18 protein-coding genes and 1 tRNA gene are annotated in these 16,324 nt (G+C 75.6%); 14 read left to right on the top strand and 5 right to left on the bottom strand.

The features are described 5' to 3' along the window. Positions 1–102: 102 nt before the first annotated feature. The 5 genes from egtA to LC193_RS11840 all read left to right on the top strand — a co-directional run bounded on the left by egtA (position 103) and on the right by LC193_RS11840 (position 4,689). Positions 103–1,416: an ergothioneine biosynthesis glutamate--cysteine ligase EgtA gene (gene egtA / locus LC193_RS11860; RefSeq protein WP_226073903.1), complete on the top strand. Its 1,314-nt coding sequence runs from the start codon at positions 103–105 to the stop codon at positions 1,414–1,416. 19 nt (positions 1,417–1,435) lie between these two features. Next, complete coding sequence (gene egtB / locus LC193_RS11855; RefSeq protein WP_226073902.1) at positions 1,436–2,776, top strand: ergothioneine biosynthesis protein EgtB; 1,341 nt, start codon at positions 1,436–1,438, stop codon at positions 2,774–2,776. Next, entirely contained in the window at positions 2,776–3,501 is a 726-nt protein-coding gene (gene egtC / locus LC193_RS11850) for an ergothioneine biosynthesis protein EgtC (RefSeq protein ID WP_226073901.1), read from the top strand. The genes egtB and egtC overlap by 1 nt, the downstream gene beginning before the upstream one ends. A 56-nt stretch (positions 3,502–3,557) precedes the next feature. Beyond that, a complete protein-coding gene (egtD, locus tag LC193_RS11845) occupies positions 3,558–4,529 on the top strand; it encodes an L-histidine N(alpha)-methyltransferase (protein ID WP_226073899.1) in 972 nt (323 codons plus the stop codon). An 87-nt stretch (positions 4,530–4,616) separates the two neighbouring features. Then, a tRNA-Arg gene (locus tag LC193_RS11840) sits at positions 4,617–4,689 on the top strand. Between the two features lie 323 nt (positions 4,690–5,012). Here the strand turns inward: LC193_RS11840 and LC193_RS11835 are convergent. Beyond that, complete coding sequence (locus tag LC193_RS11835) at positions 5,013–5,351, bottom strand: XRE family transcriptional regulator (protein ID WP_226073897.1); 339 nt, start codon at positions 5,349–5,351, stop codon at positions 5,013–5,015. Positions 5,352–5,649: 298 nt separating this feature from the next. On the opposite strand from LC193_RS11835, the gene LC193_RS11830 reads away from it, so the two are divergent. Further along, entirely contained in the window at positions 5,650–6,564 is a 915-nt protein-coding gene (locus LC193_RS11830; RefSeq protein WP_226073895.1) for a DUF4352 domain-containing protein, read from the top strand. Positions 6,565–6,706: 142 nt separating this feature from the next. Further along, positions 6,707–6,835, top strand: coding sequence for an LPFR motif small protein (locus LC193_RS28980; protein ID WP_264086268.1), 129 nt, complete (start codon positions 6,707–6,709; stop codon positions 6,833–6,835). A 1-nt stretch (position 6,836) separates the two neighbouring features. On the opposite strand, the gene LC193_RS11825 is transcribed toward LC193_RS28980, so the two are convergent. Next, positions 6,837–7,199, bottom strand: coding sequence for a hypothetical protein (locus LC193_RS11825; protein WP_226073894.1), 363 nt, complete (start codon positions 7,197–7,199; stop codon positions 6,837–6,839). After that, the gene (locus LC193_RS11820) at positions 7,196–7,648 is read right to left on the bottom strand and encodes a hypothetical protein (RefSeq protein ID WP_226073893.1); all 453 of its coding nucleotides are present in this window, start codon (positions 7,646–7,648) and stop codon (positions 7,196–7,198) included. The genes LC193_RS11825 and LC193_RS11820 overlap by 4 nt, the downstream gene beginning before the upstream one ends. A 238-nt stretch (positions 7,649–7,886) precedes the next feature. On the opposite strand from LC193_RS11820, the gene LC193_RS11815 reads away from it, so the two are divergent. Then, a complete protein-coding gene (locus LC193_RS11815) occupies positions 7,887–9,470 on the top strand; it encodes an alkaline phosphatase D family protein (protein WP_226073892.1) in 1,584 nt (527 codons plus the stop codon). On the opposite strand, the gene LC193_RS11810 is transcribed toward LC193_RS11815, so the two are convergent. Continuing rightward, positions 9,433–10,245, bottom strand: coding sequence for a winged helix-turn-helix transcriptional regulator (locus LC193_RS11810; protein ID WP_226073891.1), 813 nt, complete (start codon positions 10,243–10,245; stop codon positions 9,433–9,435). The two genes, LC193_RS11815 and LC193_RS11810, sit on opposite strands and share 38 nt — an antisense overlap. Before the next feature lie 69 nt (positions 10,246–10,314). Here LC193_RS11810 and LC193_RS11805 point away from each other — a divergent pair, with 69 nt between their 5' ends. The 3 genes from LC193_RS11805 to LC193_RS11795 are packed head-to-tail and all read left to right on the top strand — an operon-like array spanning position 10,315 to position 13,648. Then, entirely contained in the window at positions 10,315–10,722 is a 408-nt protein-coding gene (locus LC193_RS11805) for a VOC family protein (RefSeq protein WP_226073890.1), read from the top strand. A gap of 25 nt (positions 10,723–10,747) precedes the next feature. Beyond that, on the top strand, positions 10,748–12,280 hold the full coding sequence (locus LC193_RS11800; protein WP_226073889.1) for an MFS transporter: 1,533 nt from the start codon (positions 10,748–10,750) through the stop codon (positions 12,278–12,280). 3 nt (positions 12,281–12,283) lie between these two features. Continuing rightward, on the top strand, positions 12,284–13,648 hold the full coding sequence (locus LC193_RS11795; RefSeq protein ID WP_404819394.1) for an MFS transporter: 1,365 nt from the start codon (positions 12,284–12,286) through the stop codon (positions 13,646–13,648). 63 nt (positions 13,649–13,711) lie between these two features. On the opposite strand, the gene LC193_RS11790 is transcribed toward LC193_RS11795, so the two are convergent. Beyond that, the gene (locus LC193_RS11790) at positions 13,712–14,161 is read right to left on the bottom strand and encodes a MarR family winged helix-turn-helix transcriptional regulator (RefSeq protein WP_226073886.1); all 450 of its coding nucleotides are present in this window, start codon (positions 14,159–14,161) and stop codon (positions 13,712–13,714) included. Positions 14,162–14,307: 146 nt separating this feature from the next. Here LC193_RS11790 and LC193_RS11785 point away from each other — a divergent pair, with 146 nt between their 5' ends. From LC193_RS11785 to LC193_RS11775, 3 genes are all read left to right on the top strand, one after another. Continuing rightward, positions 14,308–14,730, top strand: a complete 423-nt coding sequence (locus LC193_RS11785) for an organic hydroperoxide resistance protein (RefSeq protein WP_226073884.1) — start codon at positions 14,308–14,310, stop codon at positions 14,728–14,730. Between the two features lie 308 nt (positions 14,731–15,038). Next, positions 15,039–15,785: an HNH endonuclease family protein gene (locus LC193_RS11780; protein WP_226073882.1), complete on the top strand. Its 747-nt coding sequence runs from the start codon at positions 15,039–15,041 to the stop codon at positions 15,783–15,785. 56 nt (positions 15,786–15,841) lie between these two features. Then, on the top strand, positions 15,842–16,084 hold the full coding sequence (locus tag LC193_RS11775; RefSeq protein ID WP_226073881.1) for a hypothetical protein: 243 nt from the start codon (positions 15,842–15,844) through the stop codon (positions 16,082–16,084). Positions 16,085–16,324 lie beyond the last annotated feature (240 nt).

Below are 16,324 nucleotides of genomic sequence, written 5' to 3'. Positions count from 1 at the left end.
GGCACAGCCGGAGCGTGCCGCCGCCACCCGCCGTACCGTGAATCCGACGCCACCGGCGCATAACGGGCGTAACGGACGGGTGGCCGAAGGAGGGCGACACGCATGGCGACGGGACTGACGGTCGGCCCCCCGGCCCGCCGCGAGCCGGAACCCGGCCTCGGGGAACGCGACGCCGAGACCCACATCGGCGCCACCGGCTTCGCGACCGGCCCCCCGGTGCGCACCGGGGTCGAACTCGAATGGCTGGTCCGCGACGCCCGCGACCCCGCGCGCCTGCCCGCCATCGAGGCGCTCGACGCCGCGCTCGCCCCCCTCGCCGCGCCGAACGCGCTCCCCGGCGGCGGTCGCGTCACCCGCGAACCCGGCGGCCAGATCGAACTGAGCAGCCGGCCGGCGCCGACGCTGGCCGCCTGCGTCCGCGCCACCGCCGCCGACGTGACCCGGCTGCGCCACCTGCTCGCCGAGGCCGGACTCGTCCCGGTCGGCCTCGGCCTCGACCCCCGCCAGGCGCCGCCCCGCCTGCTCGACCACCCCCGCTACCGCGCGATGGAGAACTACTTCGACCGCTTCGGCCCGGCCGGTCGCGTCATGATGCGCGCGACGGCGGCCGTCCAGGTCAGCGTCGACGCCGGAGACGAGACCGCGGGCATCACCGGCTACCGCGCCCGCTGGCAGCTCGCCCACAGGCTCGGCCCCGTGCTGGTCGCCGCGTTCGCCAACTCACCGCTCTGGCGCGGCAGACCCACCGGCTGGGTCTCCACCCGGCAGGCGGTGTGGGCCCGCATCGACCCCGCCCGCACCCGCCCGCCCGGCGCCGGCGACGGCACCGAGGCGCCGGCCGATCCGCGCGCCGCGTGGGCCGCGTACGCGCTGGACGCCCCCCTGCTGTGCGTCCGCCGCACCCCGCCCGCGCCGTGGACCGCGCCCCCGGGGCGCACGTTCCGCTCCTGGCTGCGCGGCCCGTTCGGCGAACGCCCGCCCCGCCTCGCCGACCTCGACTACCACCTCGGCACCCTGTTCCCGCCCGTGCGCCCCCGCGGCTGGCTCGAACTCCGCATGATCGACGCCCAGCCGGGCGACGACTGGACCGTTCCCCTCGCCCTCGTCCGCACGCTGCTCGACGACCCGGCGGCGGCCGACGCCGCGTTCGCCGCGACCGAACCGCTCACCCGCGGCCGGCCCCTGCCCCGCCCCGACTGGTGGCTGCGCGCCGCGCGCCTCGGCCCCGCGGACCCGCTGCTCGCCGACGCGGCCCGCGCCTGCTTCGCCGCGGCCGACGCCGCGCTCGCGGGACCCGCACCCGCGGACGCGGCGGCCAACGCCGCCCTGCGCCGCGCCCTCGCCGACTGGGCCGACCGCTACCCCGCGCGAGGCCGCTGCCCCGCCGACGACCAGCTCGAAGGAGCCAGGCGATGAGCACGGAAGGAGCCAGGCGATGACTGAGGACACCCTCGCCCCCGAGGGCGCCTGGGAGAGCGCCATCGAAACGACCGCGGTCCCCGTCAGGGAACGCGCCCGGATCGCCCTGTCCGCCGCCAGGCGCCGCACCCTCGCGCTCACCGACTGCCTGCCCGACACCGAACTCACCGCCCAGCACTCCCCGCTGATGTCCCCGCTCGTGTGGGACCTCGGCCACATCGGCAACCAGGAGGAGATCTGGCTCCTGCGCCGCGCCGGCGGCCGGCCCCCGCTGCGCGCGGACCTCGACCACCTCTACGACGCGTTCCGGCACCCGCGCGCCGACCGGCCCGCGCTGCCCCTGCTCAGCCCGCGGCAGGCGCGCCGCTACCTCGCGACCGTCCGCGACCACGCGTTCGACGTCCTGGCCGCCACGCCGCACCCGGGCGACGGGTTCCTGTTCGGCATGATCGCCCAGCACGAACAGCAGCACGACGAGACGATGCTCGCCACCCACCAGCTGCGCAGCGGTCCCGCCGTGCTCGACGCCCCCGCACCGCCCCCCGCGCCGGGCGACGCGCCGCCGCCCGAGGTGCTCGTGCCCGGCGGGCCGTTCACCATGGGCACCGACACCGACCCGTGGGCGCTGGACAACGAACGCCCCGCGCACCGCGTGCACGTGCCCGCGTTCCACCTTGACAGCACACCCGTGACCAACGCCGCCTACCAGCGGTTCATCGCCGACGGCGGCTACGAGGAACCCCGCTGGTGGCACCCCGACGGCTGGCTGCACCGCACCCGCGAGGGACTCACCGCGCCCGCGTTCTGGCACCGGGACGGCGCCACCTGGCTGCGCCGCCGCTTCGGCAGCACCGAACCCGTGCCGCCGGACGAGCCCGTCCTGCACGTCAGCTGGTACGAGGCCGACGCCTACGCCCGCTGGGCCGGCCGGCGCCTGCCCACCGAGGCCGAATGGGAGAAGGCCGCCCGGCACGACCCCGCGACCGGCGCCTCACGCACCTACCCCTGGGGGGACACCACACCGGGACCCGCGCACGCCAACCTCGGCCAGCAGCACCTCCAGCCCGCCCCCGCCGGCTCCTGCCCGGCCGGCGCGGCGCCCTGCGGCGCCAGGCAGCTCCTCGGCGACGTGTGGGAGTGGACGGCGAGCGACTTCAGGCCGTACCCGGGGTTCGCCGCGCACCCCTACCGCGAGTACAGCGAGGTGTTCTTCGGCAGCAGGTACAAGGTGCTGCGCGGCGGCTCGTTCGCCACGGGGCAGGTCGCCTGCCGCGCCACGTTCCGCAACTGGGACCTGCCGGAACGGCGGCAGATCTTCGCCGGTTTCCGCACCTGCCGCAGCGCGGAGCCGGGCTGATGTGCCGCCACCTCGCCTACCTCGGCCCCACCCGCCCCCTCGCCGCGCTCGTCACCGACCCGCCGCACAGCCTCTACCGGCAGTCGTGGACGCCGACCCTGAACGCCGACGGCTTCGGCATCGGCTGGTACCCGCCGGACAACGGCGCCGGCCCCGTGCGCTACCGGCGCGCCGTCCCCATCTGGACCGACGCCAACCTCCCGGGCCTCGCCGCCGTGCTGCACAGCGGCGCCGTCCTCGCGGCGGTGCGCTCCGCGACGCCCGGCACCAGCCACGACGAGGCCGCGGCGGCGCCGTTCGCCCTGGGCCGGTGGCTGTTCAGCCACAACGGGGCCGTTCCGCGCTGGGAGGAGCTGCCCGCCGACACCCGCGAGCCGCTGGCCCCGGCGGAACTCCTCACCCTCGAAGCCCGCAGCGACTCCGCGCTGCTGTGGGCCATGGCCGGCCGCCGGCTCACCGCGGGAGAGGCCCCGGGCGAAGCCCTCGCCGACGTCGTCCGCCGCACCGCCGCCGCCCGGCCGGAGGCGCGCCTCAACCTGCTGCTCACCGACGGCGGCACCATCGCGGCCACCCGCCACGGCGACACCCTCTGGTACCGCCGCGCCGACGAAACGGAAGTGACCGTAGCCTCCGCGCCCGTGCCCGACGAACCCGGTTGGCACGAGGTGCCCGACCACTCCCTGCTGCTCGCCACCCGCGCCACCACGGAGATCGAACCGCTCTGACCCCGAGAACCCGCGAGAACCCGCGAGACCCGCCAGAACCCAGAAGGAGAAGGCCCATGCGCATCACGCTCGACCGCCGCCTGCCCGCCGACCACGCCGCCCGCGCCCTGCGCGCCGACGCCGAGGCGGCCCTGACACAACGCCCCAAGACGCTGCCGCCCAAGTGGTTCTACGACGAGCACGGCAGCACCCTGTTCGACCGGATCACGCGGCTGCCCGAGTACTACCTGACCCGCGCCGAACGCCAGATACTCAACGCCCACGCCGACGAGACCGCGCGCCTCACCGGCGCGCGGACACTCGTCGAACTGGGCTCGGGAACGTCGGCCAAGACCCGCGTCCTGCTCGACGCCCTCACCGCGGCCGGCACCCTCAAGCTGTACGCGCCCGTCGATGTCAGCGCCGCCACCCTGGACCGCGCGGCGGAAGCCGTCTGCCGCGACTACCCCGACCTGCGCGTCGCCGCGACCGTCGCCGACTTCGAGACCGACCTCGCCCTGCCGGAGCACCCCGGGCCGCGCCTGGTCGCGTTCCTCGGCTCCACCCTCGGCAACCTCGACACCGAGGCGCGCGCCACGTTCCTCGGCCGCCTCCGCGCCGAACTCACCGCCGAGGGCGACGCGCTGCTGCTCGGCGTCGACCTGGTGAAGGACCCGAACACGCTCATCCGCGCCTACGACGACGACCAGGGCGTGACCGCGGCGTTCGACAAGAACGTCCTGCGCGTCCTCAACCGCGAGCTCGGCGCCGACTTCGACCCCGGCGCGTTCGACCACAAGGCGATCTGGAACGCCGAGGCCGAGCGCATCGAGATGCGCCTGCGCGCCCGCGTCGCCCACCGCGTCGAGGTCCCCGCCCTCGCGCTCACCGCGGACTTCGCGCGCGCCGAGGACCTGCGCACGGAGATCTCCGTGAAGTTCCGCAGGGAGCCGCTGACGGAGGAACTCGCCCGGGCCGGCCTCACCGTCGCCCACTGGTGGACCGACCCGCAGTCGCGCTTCGCCGTCCTGCTCGCCACCCCGTCCTGAACGCCCGCGCCTCCCGGGCGCCCGCCCTCCGACATCCCGTTCCCACCCGGCGACCGAGACCCGGTAGGCTGACCCAGGCAGCGCCTCGCCTCAGTAGCTCAGGGGATAGAGCACCGCTCTCCTAAAGCGGGTGTCGCAGGTTCGAATCCTGCCTGGGGCACAAACCGAAGGGCCAGCTCAGGGGCCACCCCCCGGGGCTGGCCCTCCGCCGTTCCCGGCCCCGCGCCACACCCTGCGCCACTGCGCCCCGCCAACGCCGTGAGGTCCACACTTCGGCTCCCGCTGGGCTGCCCGCTCGGCGTTGGGCTTCGACGCGTGGGCAGTGCGGCCGGCGGTCGACCGGGCACGCGAAGTGCGCATCAGCACCTGGTCGGCACAGGTGCGTCCGCGCCGGGACGTGTCCGACAGGGCGGCGCACCACGGTCAACGGCCATGCGTTGCGGCTCCGGCGTGCGTCCCGCCGCTCGGCGTCGCACCACAGCGTCAGGCGACCGTGAACTCCGCGTCGCCGAAGTCCGCGACCACGCGCAAGCGTCCGCCGAGGGCCTCTACGTAGGAGCGGAGCGTCGCCAGCTCCGCGCGGTCGATGTCGCCATGTTCGATCGCCGACACGCGTGGGGGGGAGACGCCCATGGCCGCGGCGACAGCGCGCTGGGTCAGCGCCTGTTCCTGCCGGATCTCCGCGAGGCGGTGGGCGCGCACCTCGGAGACGAGCCGGTCCATCGCCTCCCGCTTCTCCGCAGACGACCGCACGGGCAGCCCGGCGGCTTCACGACGCTCACGCGCCCTGCGCCTCGTCTCCTCCCAGCTGACCGCGCTCATTGGTACTCCCTGCCTTCAAGATCGGCCACGTGTTCCGGGGAACGCCCGTCGCCACGGGGGCCTCATGTCGCCGTCGGTCGGTGGTTCTTGGCCCCTTGGTCAGGTACACCAGCGGCCGATCCAGCGTAGGGCCCGTCTCGGCCGGCAGATCCACGGCATGAATGCCGTGGGCCCGGTCTGCTTCGATCCTCGGTGGGTGCCGCCGCGGCCGTAGGGGCGGGCGGTGGTCTCGCCGCTGGATCATCACGAAATCATCACATGGTCTGCCACTGCCGTCGCAACGTGCCACGCTGCGCGCATGCGAACACACAGACTCCTCGTGACGACAACCGCCTTGACCCTCGCCCTTGTTGGGACGGCGTGCGGCTCGGAGGAGGGCACGGACCAGGGCGGTGCGGGGGCGTCGGAGGCGGAGCGCGGCTCGGAGGAGGCGCTGCGCCAGGCTGTCGAGGACAACCTGGCCGCGATGAACGCCGGCGACACCGATGCCTTCCTCGCGGGCCAGTCGGCCCGCTGCCGCGAGCTGACCACGGCCTCGGCGGCCGACCAGGCGATGGAGCTCATCGGCACTCTGTACGGTGACATCTCCCTGCGGGAACTGGACATCCTGGAGTTCGACGGCACCAGCGCCCGTGTCCTCGGCACGACCGGTATCGAGGCCCTGGACGACGCGGGCGAGCAGGACGGTGCCCGGTGGGTGTGGGAGGAGGGGGCATGGCGCAGCGACGACTGCGAAGAGGGCGCGACCGGTCAGGCGGCCGACGAGGACCCGGCCGAGGGGGACACGTCCGCGACGGTTCCCTCCGATCTGGCCGTGGGCGAGAGCCACGCATGGGACGACGGCGTGTCTGTCACGGTTGCCGCGCTCGCCGAGATACCGCTGGACAGCCTGGGGGAATTCGACACGGTCACCGAGGGGCACACACCGTTCTGGGTCGAGTTGGAGATCGTCAACGATGGTGATCAGCCCCTCGACCTGAGCGAGTTCGGCCTGATCGTCGAGGGGGCGACCAATGGGGGCGCCGTCGAATCGGTCTACCTTGAGGACACGGAATTCCTCGAAGGCCGCCTCGCGCCGGGGGAGACCATGGACTTCCGCGACGCGCACAGCATCGACACGGCGCGGAACGGGAGCGAGCTGGTGATCGAGGTGTGGCGCTACAACGACGACATGGGCTTCGAGCCTCCGACCTGGGTCGGTTCCCTCTCCTGACGCCTCAACCGGCCGCCGAGGTCCCGGGAGCAGCCGCGCGTTCGGGCGCGTGACCGCCGGAGCGCAGGGCGGTGAGGTTTCCGGGGGCCTGTGGGGGTTAACCGCTAGGGCAGGACGAACGGAAGGAAAGGAGGCCGCGCTCATGTTGAGGGCTATCGCGGACATCTTCCGGGCCGTGGGCGGCGCCGTCGCCACGGTGGTGTCGTTGCCGTTCCGGTTGGTCGCCCGGCTGTTCGGTGGTGCGTCGAGCACCGCCCGCGGGCGGCACTGAGTCAGGCTCCGGTGCGGTTGTACTCCTCGACGCGGTCGGGGGGCGGGCAGGGCTCGACGCCCTGATCGCGCAACTGCCCCGTGAGCCGGGCCACGTGGCGCGCGAAGGCGCGGACGAGCGTTTCCAGTGTCAACAAGCGTTGCCTGAGCTGGGCGTTCTCCGCGTCGACGCGTTCCACGGCGGCCTTGAACACGGCCAGGTCGGCGAGCCGTTCCTCCGGCCCCGCCATGGTCTCGGCGGCGTGCCGGTGGGCGTCGGCGGTCACGCCGGCCGCGGTGCGCGTCGCGCGCGCCGCGTACCAGCTGCCGAGGGCGGCGGCCAGGGGCCCGCCGATGGCGGCCATGGCCGTCCACAGGGTGTTCATCCGTCGGTGCCCTTTCCCGGGGGGCCAGGGGCGGGCACCGCGTACTCGGGCACGGCCGATGCCCACAGGCACACCCCGACGTGGGTGGTCGCGTAGTACGCGGCGAACCAGAGTCCCTGCGCGTACTCGCCGGAGAACGCGCCGGCCACGTACGCCGCCGTCCACACCGTGGGCGGGGTCAGCAGGGCGGCGAAGCCGGCCCAGTCGCGCCCGGCGCGGACGCCGGCGCTGACGGCGCCGGTGAGGCCGGCCGCGACCCACAGCCAGGCCCACGCGTGCAGGGGAGCCGCGTCGGTGAGCAGGGCGAGGCCCTGCGGGTCGGGCAGGGGGTCGAGCAGGTACTGGAGCCCCCACACCAGCTCGCCGGCGCCGACGACGAGCAGGAACGCGCCGCGGCGGCCGAGCCGGGCCCGCGCCGCGGCGCCGCCTCGCCCGAGGGAACCGATCAACGCGTACCTCCCGCCACTTCGCGCCCGGTGTGCCGGGGAGATACCCGGGTGGGGCGCGGATAGCGCGGCGGCGGGTCCCGATTAGCCCGAACGAGTCTTCGCGCCGTTGCCTCGCGCCGTGTGCGCGGGGGCACGTTGGCCTGGTGTTCGCCCAGTGTTACCGCGTGGGGTGTCCGGGGCCGGTGGGTTCCGGACCATACTGCGGGCCGTCGGACGAGGAAAAGTGGAGGTTTTCGTCATGACGGACACGCGCGATCCGCGAACCGGGCGGCGGGCACTGCTGCGGGGCACGGTCGCCGCGACCGCGGCCGGGCTCGCGGCGCCCGGGCTGCTGGCGGGCGCCGCCCCGGCGTTCGCGCGCTCCGGGCGCCCGATGGCGCGCTGGGGCGTGCAGGTCGGGGATGTCACCGGTTCCTCCGGCCTGGTGTGGGTGCGGTCCGACCGCCCGGCCCGCATGATCGTGGAGACCTCGGCGACGGAGTCGTTCCGCCGCCCCCGCCGCTGGTTCGGCCCGCTGCTCGGCCCCGGCACGGACCTCACCGGCACCACCGCGCTGCACGGCCTGCCTCCGGGCCGGCAGGTGCACTACCGGGTGCTGCTGGCCGACCCGGACGACCCGCGCCGCACGGGCGAGCCGGTGACGGGCACGTTCCGCACCGCGCCCGCGCGCCGCAGGGAGGGCGTGCGGTTCGTGTGGTCGGGCGACCTCGCGGGCCAGGGCTGGGGGATCAACCCGGAGATCGGCGGGTACCGGGCGTTCGCGGACATGCGCGGGCGGGACCCGGACTTCTTCCTGTTCAGCGGGGACACGGTGTACGCCGACGGGCCGATCGAGGACCGCGTGACCCTGCCGGACGGCCGCACCTACCGCAACCTCGTCACCGACGAGAAGCGCAAGGTCGCGGAGACCCTCGACGAGTACCGCGGCAACTTCCGCTACAACCTGCTCGACGAGAACATGCGCCGCTTCAACGCGCAGGTGCCCGTCATCGCGCAGTGGGACGACCACGAGGTCACCAACAACTGGTACCCGGGCGAGATCCTGGCGGACGACCGCTACACCGAGAAGTCCGTCGACGTGCTTGCCGCGCGCGCCCGGCGGGCGTTCTCCGAGTACTTCCCCATCCAGACGCTGCGCCCCGGCCGCCGCGAGGGCCGGGTGCACCGGGTGGTGCGGCACGGGCCGCTGCTCGACGTGTTCGTGCTCGACATGCGGACGTACCGGAACGCCAACTCGCCCAGCCGGCAGCCGCACGACCGGCAGGGCATCCTGGGCCGCGAGCAGCTCGACTGGCTCAAGCGCGAGCTGGCGCGGTCCCGCGCGGTGTGGAAGGTCATCGCCGCGGACATGCCGATCGGTCTCGTCGTGCCGGACGGCGCCGAGAACATCGAGGCCATCGCGAACGGCGACCCCGGCGCGCCGCTCGGCCGCGAGCTCCAGATCGCGGAGCTGCTCCGCTTCATCAAGCACCGCCGCATCACGGGAACGGTGTGGCTGACCGCCGACGTGCACTACACGTCGGCGCAGCACTACCGGCCCGAGCGGGCGGCGTTCGGCGACTTCGAGCCGTTCTGGGAGTTCGTCAGCGGCCCGCTGAACGCCGGCGCGTTCCCGCCCAACGCGCTGGACGGCACGTTCGGCCCGGAACGCGTCTTCGTGAAGGCGCCCGAGACGGCGAACGTCTCGCCCGCCGAGGGCTACCAGTTCTACGGCGAGGTCGAGATCGACGGCGACAGCGGGGAGCTGACGGCGCGGCTGCGGGAGGTCGACGGTCCTGTGCTGTTCAGCAAGACGCTCCGGCCCGGCCGGGTCGGCCAGTAGGGACGGCGATCAGGCGCACGCGCGCCGCCCCGGTGGTGGCGCGCAGCGCGACGCGGCCGTCGGGGGAGAGGGCGGCGAACTCGGGGCGGCCGGCGGCCGTTCCGAGGAACGCCGCCGCCCCGGCGCCCATCAGGTCGGCGCCCGGCAGGACGCGCACCGCGCGCCACCGCGGCGGCCCGTCGTCCACGGCGGTGGCCAGCAGGAACTCCCCGGCGGGGCCGTAAAGGCCGTAGCGCCGGGCGAGCCGGGCCCAGGCGGCGTTCGCGCGCGGCACCAGGAAGGGGTCGGCGCGGTCGATCCCGATCTCCCGCCCGCCGTCCCCGGGGCGGCGGGCCGGTCCGGCCAGGGCGGCGGTCGCGGTCAGCGGCGGCGCCGGCGGCCTGCCGGGCACGGCGGCGAGCCCGGCGCGGCGCAGGCGGGCCCGCTCGTCCTCGGCGGCGTACCGCCCGCGGGCGGCCTCGATCTCCGGCAGGTGCGCGCGGCTCCAGGCGCACATGCCGGCCACGCGGGTCCGCAGGTCCTGACCGGCGGGCGTGAGCGCGTACTCCACGCGCGGTGGGACCGTCGGGTGCGCCGTGCGGACCACGATGCCGTCGCGTTCGAGGGCGCGCAGGGTTCTGGCGAGCATCTGGTGGCTGATGCCGTCGACGCGGCCGTGCAGCCGCGTGTAGCGCAGGGTCTCCTTGGCGAGGGCGTCCACGACCAGGAGGGCCCACCTGCTCGCGAGGCCCGTGAGGACCGAAGGGGCGAGCGGCTTCGAGGACCGGCCGGTCACCGTTCCGTTCCTCTCTCAGCTCGGGGTGCGTGCTTCCCGCGCGCGGTGGCCGGTGCCCAGCATGCCGGTATGACCATTCTCAAAACGTACGCCCGCCTGTGGTCGGACGACATGGACGCGGCCCTCGCGCCGCTGCGTGAACTGACCGGCGCGGAGCCCGACCTGCGGATGCCGTTCGAGTCGGTGGAACTCGCCGCGATCGGTGACTTCCTCGTCATCGCGGGCCCCGCCGCCGCGCGCGACCGCTACCGCGGCGCCACCGCCACCGTCGTGGTCGACGACCTCGACCGGACGGCGGCGCTGCTCGCCGCCCACGGGGCGCGCGTCACGGTGCCGCCGGCGCGCAGCGCCACCGGGCGCTTCCTGTACGCCCGGCACGCCGACGGCGCCGAGGTCGAGTACGTGCAGTGGCTGCCCGAGCTGGTGGAACGCGTCATCGGGCCGGGGGCGCGCGCCGTCCGGCCGACGGGCGCGTGAGCGGCCGGGGGCCGACCATGGCCGCATGGCAGGTCATGAGGAGGCCGCGGGGGAGCCGCGGGACGGCGCCGGGCGCCTGACCACCGCGTCGCCCACGGGCCGCCGCGTGCTGGGCAGCGCCGTCCTCGGCTCCGGCATGGCGATGCTCGACGGCACGATCGTCACCGTGGCGCTGCCGCGCGTCGGGGACGACTTCGGGGTGCCGATCTCGGGCCTCCAGTGGATCCTCAACGCCTACATGCTCACGCTCGCCGGGCTGATCCTGCTCGGCGGGGGGCTCGGTGACCGGTTCGGGCGCCGCCGGGTGTTCGTGTGGGGCGTGGTGTGGTTCGCGGTGGCGTCGGTGCTGTGCGGGCTCGCGCCGTCCGCGCCGGCGCTCATCGCCGCGCGTGCGCTCCAGGGGGTGGGGGGCGCGCTGCTGACGCCCGGGTCGCTCGCGCTGATCCAGTCGTCGTTCGCCCGGGACCAGCGGGCGAAGGCCGTCGGCCTGTGGTCGGGGCTCGGCGGGGTGGCCACGGCGCTCGGGCCGTTCCTCGGCGGCTGGCTGGTCGACGGGCCGGGCTGGCGGTGGATCTTCCTGATCAACGTGCCGCTCGCGGCGGCCGTGCTGCTGCTGACGCGCGCGGTGCCGGAGAGCAGGGACTGGGCGGCGAGCGGCCGGTTCGACGTGCCGGGCGCGGTGCTCGCCGCGCTGTCGCTCGGCGGCGTCACGTTCGCGCTGATCAACGCGCCCGCGCTCTGGGCGCTCGCGGGCGGGCTGCTGCTCGGCGCGGCGTTCGTGCGGCGGGAGCGGCGGGCGGCGCGGCCGATGCTGCCGCTCGGGGTGTTCAGGTCGCGCCTGTTCACTGCGGCCAACGCCGTCACCCTGTGCCTGTACGCCGCGATCGGCGGCGTCTTCTTCCTGCTGCCCACGCAGTTGCAGAACGGCCTCGGCTACGACGCGCTCACGGCCGGGGTGGCCTCGCTGCCGGTGACGCTGCTGCTGACGGTGCTCTCTGGGCCCGCGGGCGCGCTGTCCCACCGGATCGGGCCGCGGCTGCCGCTCACGCTCGGCCCGCTGGTGGCGGCGGTCGGCCTGGTGCTGCTGCACCGGGTGCGCCCGGGCGGTTCGTACTGGACGGACGTGTTCCCCGGCGTGCTGGTGCAGGGGCTGGGGATGAGCCTGTTCGTCGCGCCGCTGACGGCGACCGTGCTGGCCTCGGTCGAGGTGCGCAGGGCGGGGGTGGCCAGCGGGGTGAACAACGCGGCGGCCCGCGTCGCCCAGCTGGTCGCGGTGGCCGCGCTGCCGCTGGCCACCGGCCTGTCCGCCGACCAGTACCGTTCCGCGGAGGCCGTGGACCGGGCGTTCGGCCGGGCGGTGCTGCTGTGCGCGGGACTGATGCTGCTCGGCGCCCTCATCGCCTGGTTCGCCGTGCCGGGCCGGCTGGCGCCGCACGCCCCGGAGCCGCAGTGCACCCGGCACTGCGCGGTCGGCGCGCCCCCGCTCGAACCGGGCGGGCGGCGCCCCGCGGCCGGACCGCCAGGACGGGCGGGCGGGGGCGGAACGGGTGATGGTTGACGCATGACGTCGCCCCCCGCACGGCAGCCCGCGCCGGCGCCCGGCTCCGGGCGCCGGCGCGCGGGGGGTGCGAAGGGCGCGGGGCGCGTGGGGGGCGCGGAAGGCGGGGTGCCGCGCCTGTGGACGCGGGAGTTCGGGCTGTTCTTCACGGCGCGGGCCGTTGCCAGGTTCGGCGACATGATGCTGCCCGTCGCGCTGGCCGCGGGGCTGGTGGGGCACGGCGGCGGCGCGGGCGCGGTGGGGGCGGCGCTCGCGTCGTTCACCGCCTCCTTCGCGGGGCTCGTGGTCTTCGGCGGCGTGGTCGCGGACCGGTTCGACCCCCGGCACCTGATGATCGGGGCCGACCTGGTGCGGGTGGGCACGGAGGTGCTGGCCGCGTCGCTGTTCCTCACCGGGCACGTCGTGCTGTGGCAGGTGTGCGCGATCGGCGCGGTGAACGGGGTGTGCGCCGCGATGTTCCAGCCCGGCCTCACGAGCACGGTGCCGCGCATCGCGCACGACGTGCAGGCGGCCAACGGCGCGGTCCGCACCGCCGAGTCCTGCATGGCCATCGGGGGCCCCGCGGCGGCGGGCGTGCTGGTCGGGGTGACATCGCCGGGCGGCGTGTTCCTCGCGCACGCCGGAACGTACCTGGTCAGCGCCCTGTGCCTGCTGCTGCTCCGGCTGCCGCCGCGGCCCGGGCGGCCGGCCGCCGGTTCGTTCGCCGCCGACCTGGCCGAGGGCTGGCGCGAGTTCAGGGCGCGCACCTGGATGTGGGCGGTCATCGCCGTCTGGATGGTGTTCATGGCGGCGGCGTGGGGCCCCGCGGTCCCGCTGGTGGCGACGGAGGTGATCGCGGCCCACGGAACGGGCGCCTACGGCCTGGTGAACTCGGCGCTCGGGGCGGGCATGGCCGTCGGCGGGCTGGTCGCGATGCGCGTGCGGCCCAGGTACCCGCTGCGCGCGGGGGCGCTGGCGCTGTTCGGCTGCTTCCTCCAGCCGGCGACGGTGGGCGCGGGGTGCGGGGTCGCGGTGATCACCGCGGGTTTCGTCGTGGCGGGCGCGGCGATGGCGTTCTGGGGTGTCCTGTGGATCACCAGTGTCCAGACGCGGGTGCCGGCCGCCGTGCTGAACCGCATCCACGCCTACGAGGTCGCGGGCTCCGCGGCGATGCTGCCGGTCGGGCAGGGGCTCGCAGGTCCGGCCGCGGGCGCCTTCGGCGCGTCCCCTGTGCTGCTCGCGGGGGCGGCGGTCGCGCTCGCGGTCGGCGCCGCGCTGCTCGCGATCCCCGCGGTGCGGAACCTCGGGCGGGTGGACGCGGCGGAGACGGCCGCCGTCCCGCGGCCGGCGGGCGGGCCGCGGGCCGGTCGCGGCCGGGCGGGGGACTGACGGCCGCGCTCGACCCGGCGGCCCGGCGGCGTCCGCCGGGTCAGGCCGCCGGCTCAGGCCGGCTCACCGCGCTCGCGCGGCCGCCGCGTCGAGCGCGGCCGTCAGCCGCGTCAGGTCCGCGCGCAGCCGGGCAAGCTCCGCGTCGTCCAGGCCGGTGGCCCCGGCGACGAGCGGCGGAACGCGCTCGGCGCGCTCGCGCAGGGCGAGCCCGGCGGCCGTCGGGCGGACGGTGACGGAGCGCTCGTCCTCGGTGCCGCGCGTCCGCCGCACCAAGCCGCCCGCCTCCAGCCGCTTGAGCAGCGGCGACAGCGTGCCCGAGTCGAGGCGCAGGTGCTCGCCGATGCGCCCCACGGACAGCTCTCCGTGCTCCCACAGCACGAGCATGACCAGGTATTGCGGGTAGGTGAGCCCCAGATCGCGCAGGACCGCGCGGTAGACGCCGCCGAAGGCGCGCGAGGCCGCGTGCAGGGCGAAGCAGATCTGCTGGTCGAGGCGCAGGTACTCCGTGCTCATGGGGGCCAGCGTAGCGCAGCGTGCGCCATTTGATTGTGCACAACTCAATTGTGTGATCTACTGATCGGCCGGGCCGGACGGCGCACGCGGCCGAACGGCCCCGGTACCGAGGACACCGACCATCCGAGAACCGGAGGACGACGCAGATGGAGTCGCTGTACACCGCCGCGGTCACCGCCAACGGCAGGGAGGGCCGCGCCGTCAGTTCCGACGGCCTCCTCGACCTGGCGCTCGCCCCGCCGCCGGCGTTCGGCGGGGCCGAGCAGCCCGCGGGCACGAACCCGGAGCAGCTGTTCGCCGCCGGCTACGCGGCCTGCTTCGCCAGCGCGCTGGGCGCGGTCGGGCGCAGCGCCGGCGCCGACACGCGCGACGCGTCGGTGACCGCGGAGGTCGGCATCGGCAAGGACACCGACGACGAGGGCTACCGGCTGGCGGTCACCCTGCGGGTCGAGCTCCCCCCGAGCCTGGAGGGCGAGACCGGGCGGAGCCTGGTCGAGCAGGCGCACCAGCTCTGCCCCTACTCCAAGGCGACGCGCGGCAACGTCGAGGTCTCCGTCGTCGTCGAGTAGCCGGACGAACGGCACCCGGCCGGGCGGACTTTCACCCGACCGGGTGAACGCGGGCCGCGCCCGCCGCCGGCCCCGCGCTCCGGTGGCGCGGCGGGAGCGGCAGCCGCCGCCGGCGCGCCGTCCGGGTGCCGCGCGCGGCGGGCGGTCCCGGGCGTCGCCCCGGTGCGGCGTGGGCAGGGAAACGGGCAGACAGGCGGCCGGCCGGCGGGACCGGAGCGGACGGCGGGCGAACGGGCGCGGGTGCGGCCGGCCGGGCGGGCACGGGACCGTGCGCGGCACCGGCCGGGCGGGAAAGGGCACAACCGAACATGAACAAGCGGCTTCGGGCAATGGCGGTCTCGGCGGTGGCGGGCGCGGTGGTGTTCACCGCCGGGGGCTGCGGGTCGGACGACGACTCCGGCGGAAGCGCCGCAGGGGAGGCGGACGGGACGGGCGGTGCGTCCGGCGGCCGGCAGCCGGCCGAGACGGGGGACGGCGCCGCGCCGCGCCCCGGCGGCGGGCACGAGCTGCCCGGGCTGCCGGACCCGGCCGAGGCCGCCGGGCTGCTCGCGGAACTCACCGTGGCCGAGCCGGAGCCGATGACCGGCTACTCAAGGGACAGGTTCCCGCACTGGGCCAGCGTGGACGGCTGCACCGTCCGCCAGCTGGTGCTGCGCCGCGACGGCGAGGGCGTCGAGGTCGACGACGAGTGCCGGCCGGTGGCGGGCTCGTGGTTCAGCGCCTACGACGCGCGGGAGTACGGGGACGACGGCGAGATCGACATCGACCACATGGTGCCGTTGGCCAACGCCTGGCGCTCGGGCGCCGACGCGTGGACGGACGACGAGCGCGGCGAGTTCGCCAACGACCTGGAGCATCCGCAGCTCATCGCCGTCGCCTCGGGCGTCAACCGCGAGAAGGGCGACCAGTCGCCCGACGAGTGGCTGCCGCCCGCCGAGGACTTCCACTGCACCTACGCGGTGGCCTGGACCTCGGTCAAGCACACCTACGAGCTGACCATTACGGAAGCCGAACTCGCCACGCTCACCGACCTGTTGGGGACCTGCGAGGCGTGAGGGCCGGCCGCCGGGCGGTGCGGCGGCTGGCGGCCCCCGTGCTGCATGATCGGGCCGTGGACGAATTCGACGCGAGCGCGCGCACGGGCTTCGAGGCGCGGCGCAGCAGCGAACGCGGCTGGTACGTGGTGGACCCGGTGGGCAGCCTGGTGCACGTCCAGGGCGAGGACGGGCGCCCGCGCGCGGCGTTCTTCGGCGCGGACGAGGCGGCGGCCCGCGCCCTGGCCGGCCACCTCAACGACCGGCACGGAGCGGACGGCGCGGAGTACGTCGACGACGGGAACGACACGGCCGGCTGACCGGGCGCCCACCGAACAGGCGGGCGCCCGGCGGCCGTTCAGCGGGCGAACGTGCTGTGGCAGTCCATGCACTGCCACCTGCGCGGCATGCCGGTGCTCGTCACGTTGACGCTGCCGCAGCTCGGACACTTCATGCGCGTTTCCCCATCCCATTTCGGCGTGTCGACGACGGCCGGCGGCGGCCGTCGCCGTGCGCTCCCCGGAACGTTCCCGGGGCCGGGGCGGGCCCGCTCGTGCGGC

Source organism: Streptomyces marincola, assembly GCF_020410765.1.
Lineage (GTDB): Bacteria > Actinomycetota > Actinomycetes > Streptomycetales > Streptomycetaceae > Streptomyces > Streptomyces marincola.
This window is presented reverse-complemented; position numbering and strand designations above follow the sequence as displayed.

What these genes read in the sequence shown, in the direction of transcription:
- egtA (WP_226073903.1), top strand. Translation starts at nt 103, where the DNA reads ATGGCGACGGGACTGACGGTCGGCCCCCCGGCCCGCCGCGAGCCGGAA.
- LC193_RS11835 (WP_226073897.1), bottom strand. Translation starts at nt 5,351, where the DNA reads ATGAGCGCGGTCAGCTGGGAGGAGACGAGGCGCAGGGCGCGTGAGCGT.
- egtC (WP_226073901.1), top strand. Translation starts at nt 2,776, where the DNA reads ATGTGCCGCCACCTCGCCTACCTCGGCCCCACCCGCCCCCTCGCCGCG.
- LC193_RS11780 (WP_226073882.1), top strand. Translation starts at nt 15,039, where the DNA reads ATGAACAAGCGGCTTCGGGCAATGGCGGTCTCGGCGGTGGCGGGCGCG.
- LC193_RS11785 (WP_226073884.1), top strand. Translation starts at nt 14,308, where the DNA reads ATGGAGTCGCTGTACACCGCCGCGGTCACCGCCAACGGCAGGGAGGGC.
- egtB (WP_226073902.1), top strand. Translation starts at nt 1,436, where the DNA reads ATGACTGAGGACACCCTCGCCCCCGAGGGCGCCTGGGAGAGCGCCATC.
- LC193_RS11825 (WP_226073894.1), bottom strand. Translation starts at nt 7,199, where the DNA reads ATGAACACCCTGTGGACGGCCATGGCCGCCATCGGCGGGCCCCTGGCC.
- LC193_RS11795 (WP_404819394.1), top strand. Translation starts at nt 12,284, where the DNA reads ATGACGTCGCCCCCCGCACGGCAGCCCGCGCCGGCGCCCGGCTCCGGG.
- egtD (WP_226073899.1), top strand. Translation starts at nt 3,558, where the DNA reads ATGCGCATCACGCTCGACCGCCGCCTGCCCGCCGACCACGCCGCCCGC.
- LC193_RS11800 (WP_226073889.1), top strand. Translation starts at nt 10,748, where the DNA reads ATGGCAGGTCATGAGGAGGCCGCGGGGGAGCCGCGGGACGGCGCCGGG.
- LC193_RS11830 (WP_226073895.1), top strand. Translation starts at nt 5,650, where the DNA reads ATGCGAACACACAGACTCCTCGTGACGACAACCGCCTTGACCCTCGCC.
- LC193_RS11805 (WP_226073890.1), top strand. Translation starts at nt 10,315, where the DNA reads ATGACCATTCTCAAAACGTACGCCCGCCTGTGGTCGGACGACATGGAC.
- LC193_RS28980 (WP_264086268.1), top strand. Translation starts at nt 6,707, where the DNA reads ATGTTGAGGGCTATCGCGGACATCTTCCGGGCCGTGGGCGGCGCCGTC.
- LC193_RS11815 (WP_226073892.1), top strand. Translation starts at nt 7,887, where the DNA reads ATGACGGACACGCGCGATCCGCGAACCGGGCGGCGGGCACTGCTGCGG.
- LC193_RS11790 (WP_226073886.1), bottom strand. Translation starts at nt 14,161, where the DNA reads ATGAGCACGGAGTACCTGCGCCTCGACCAGCAGATCTGCTTCGCCCTG.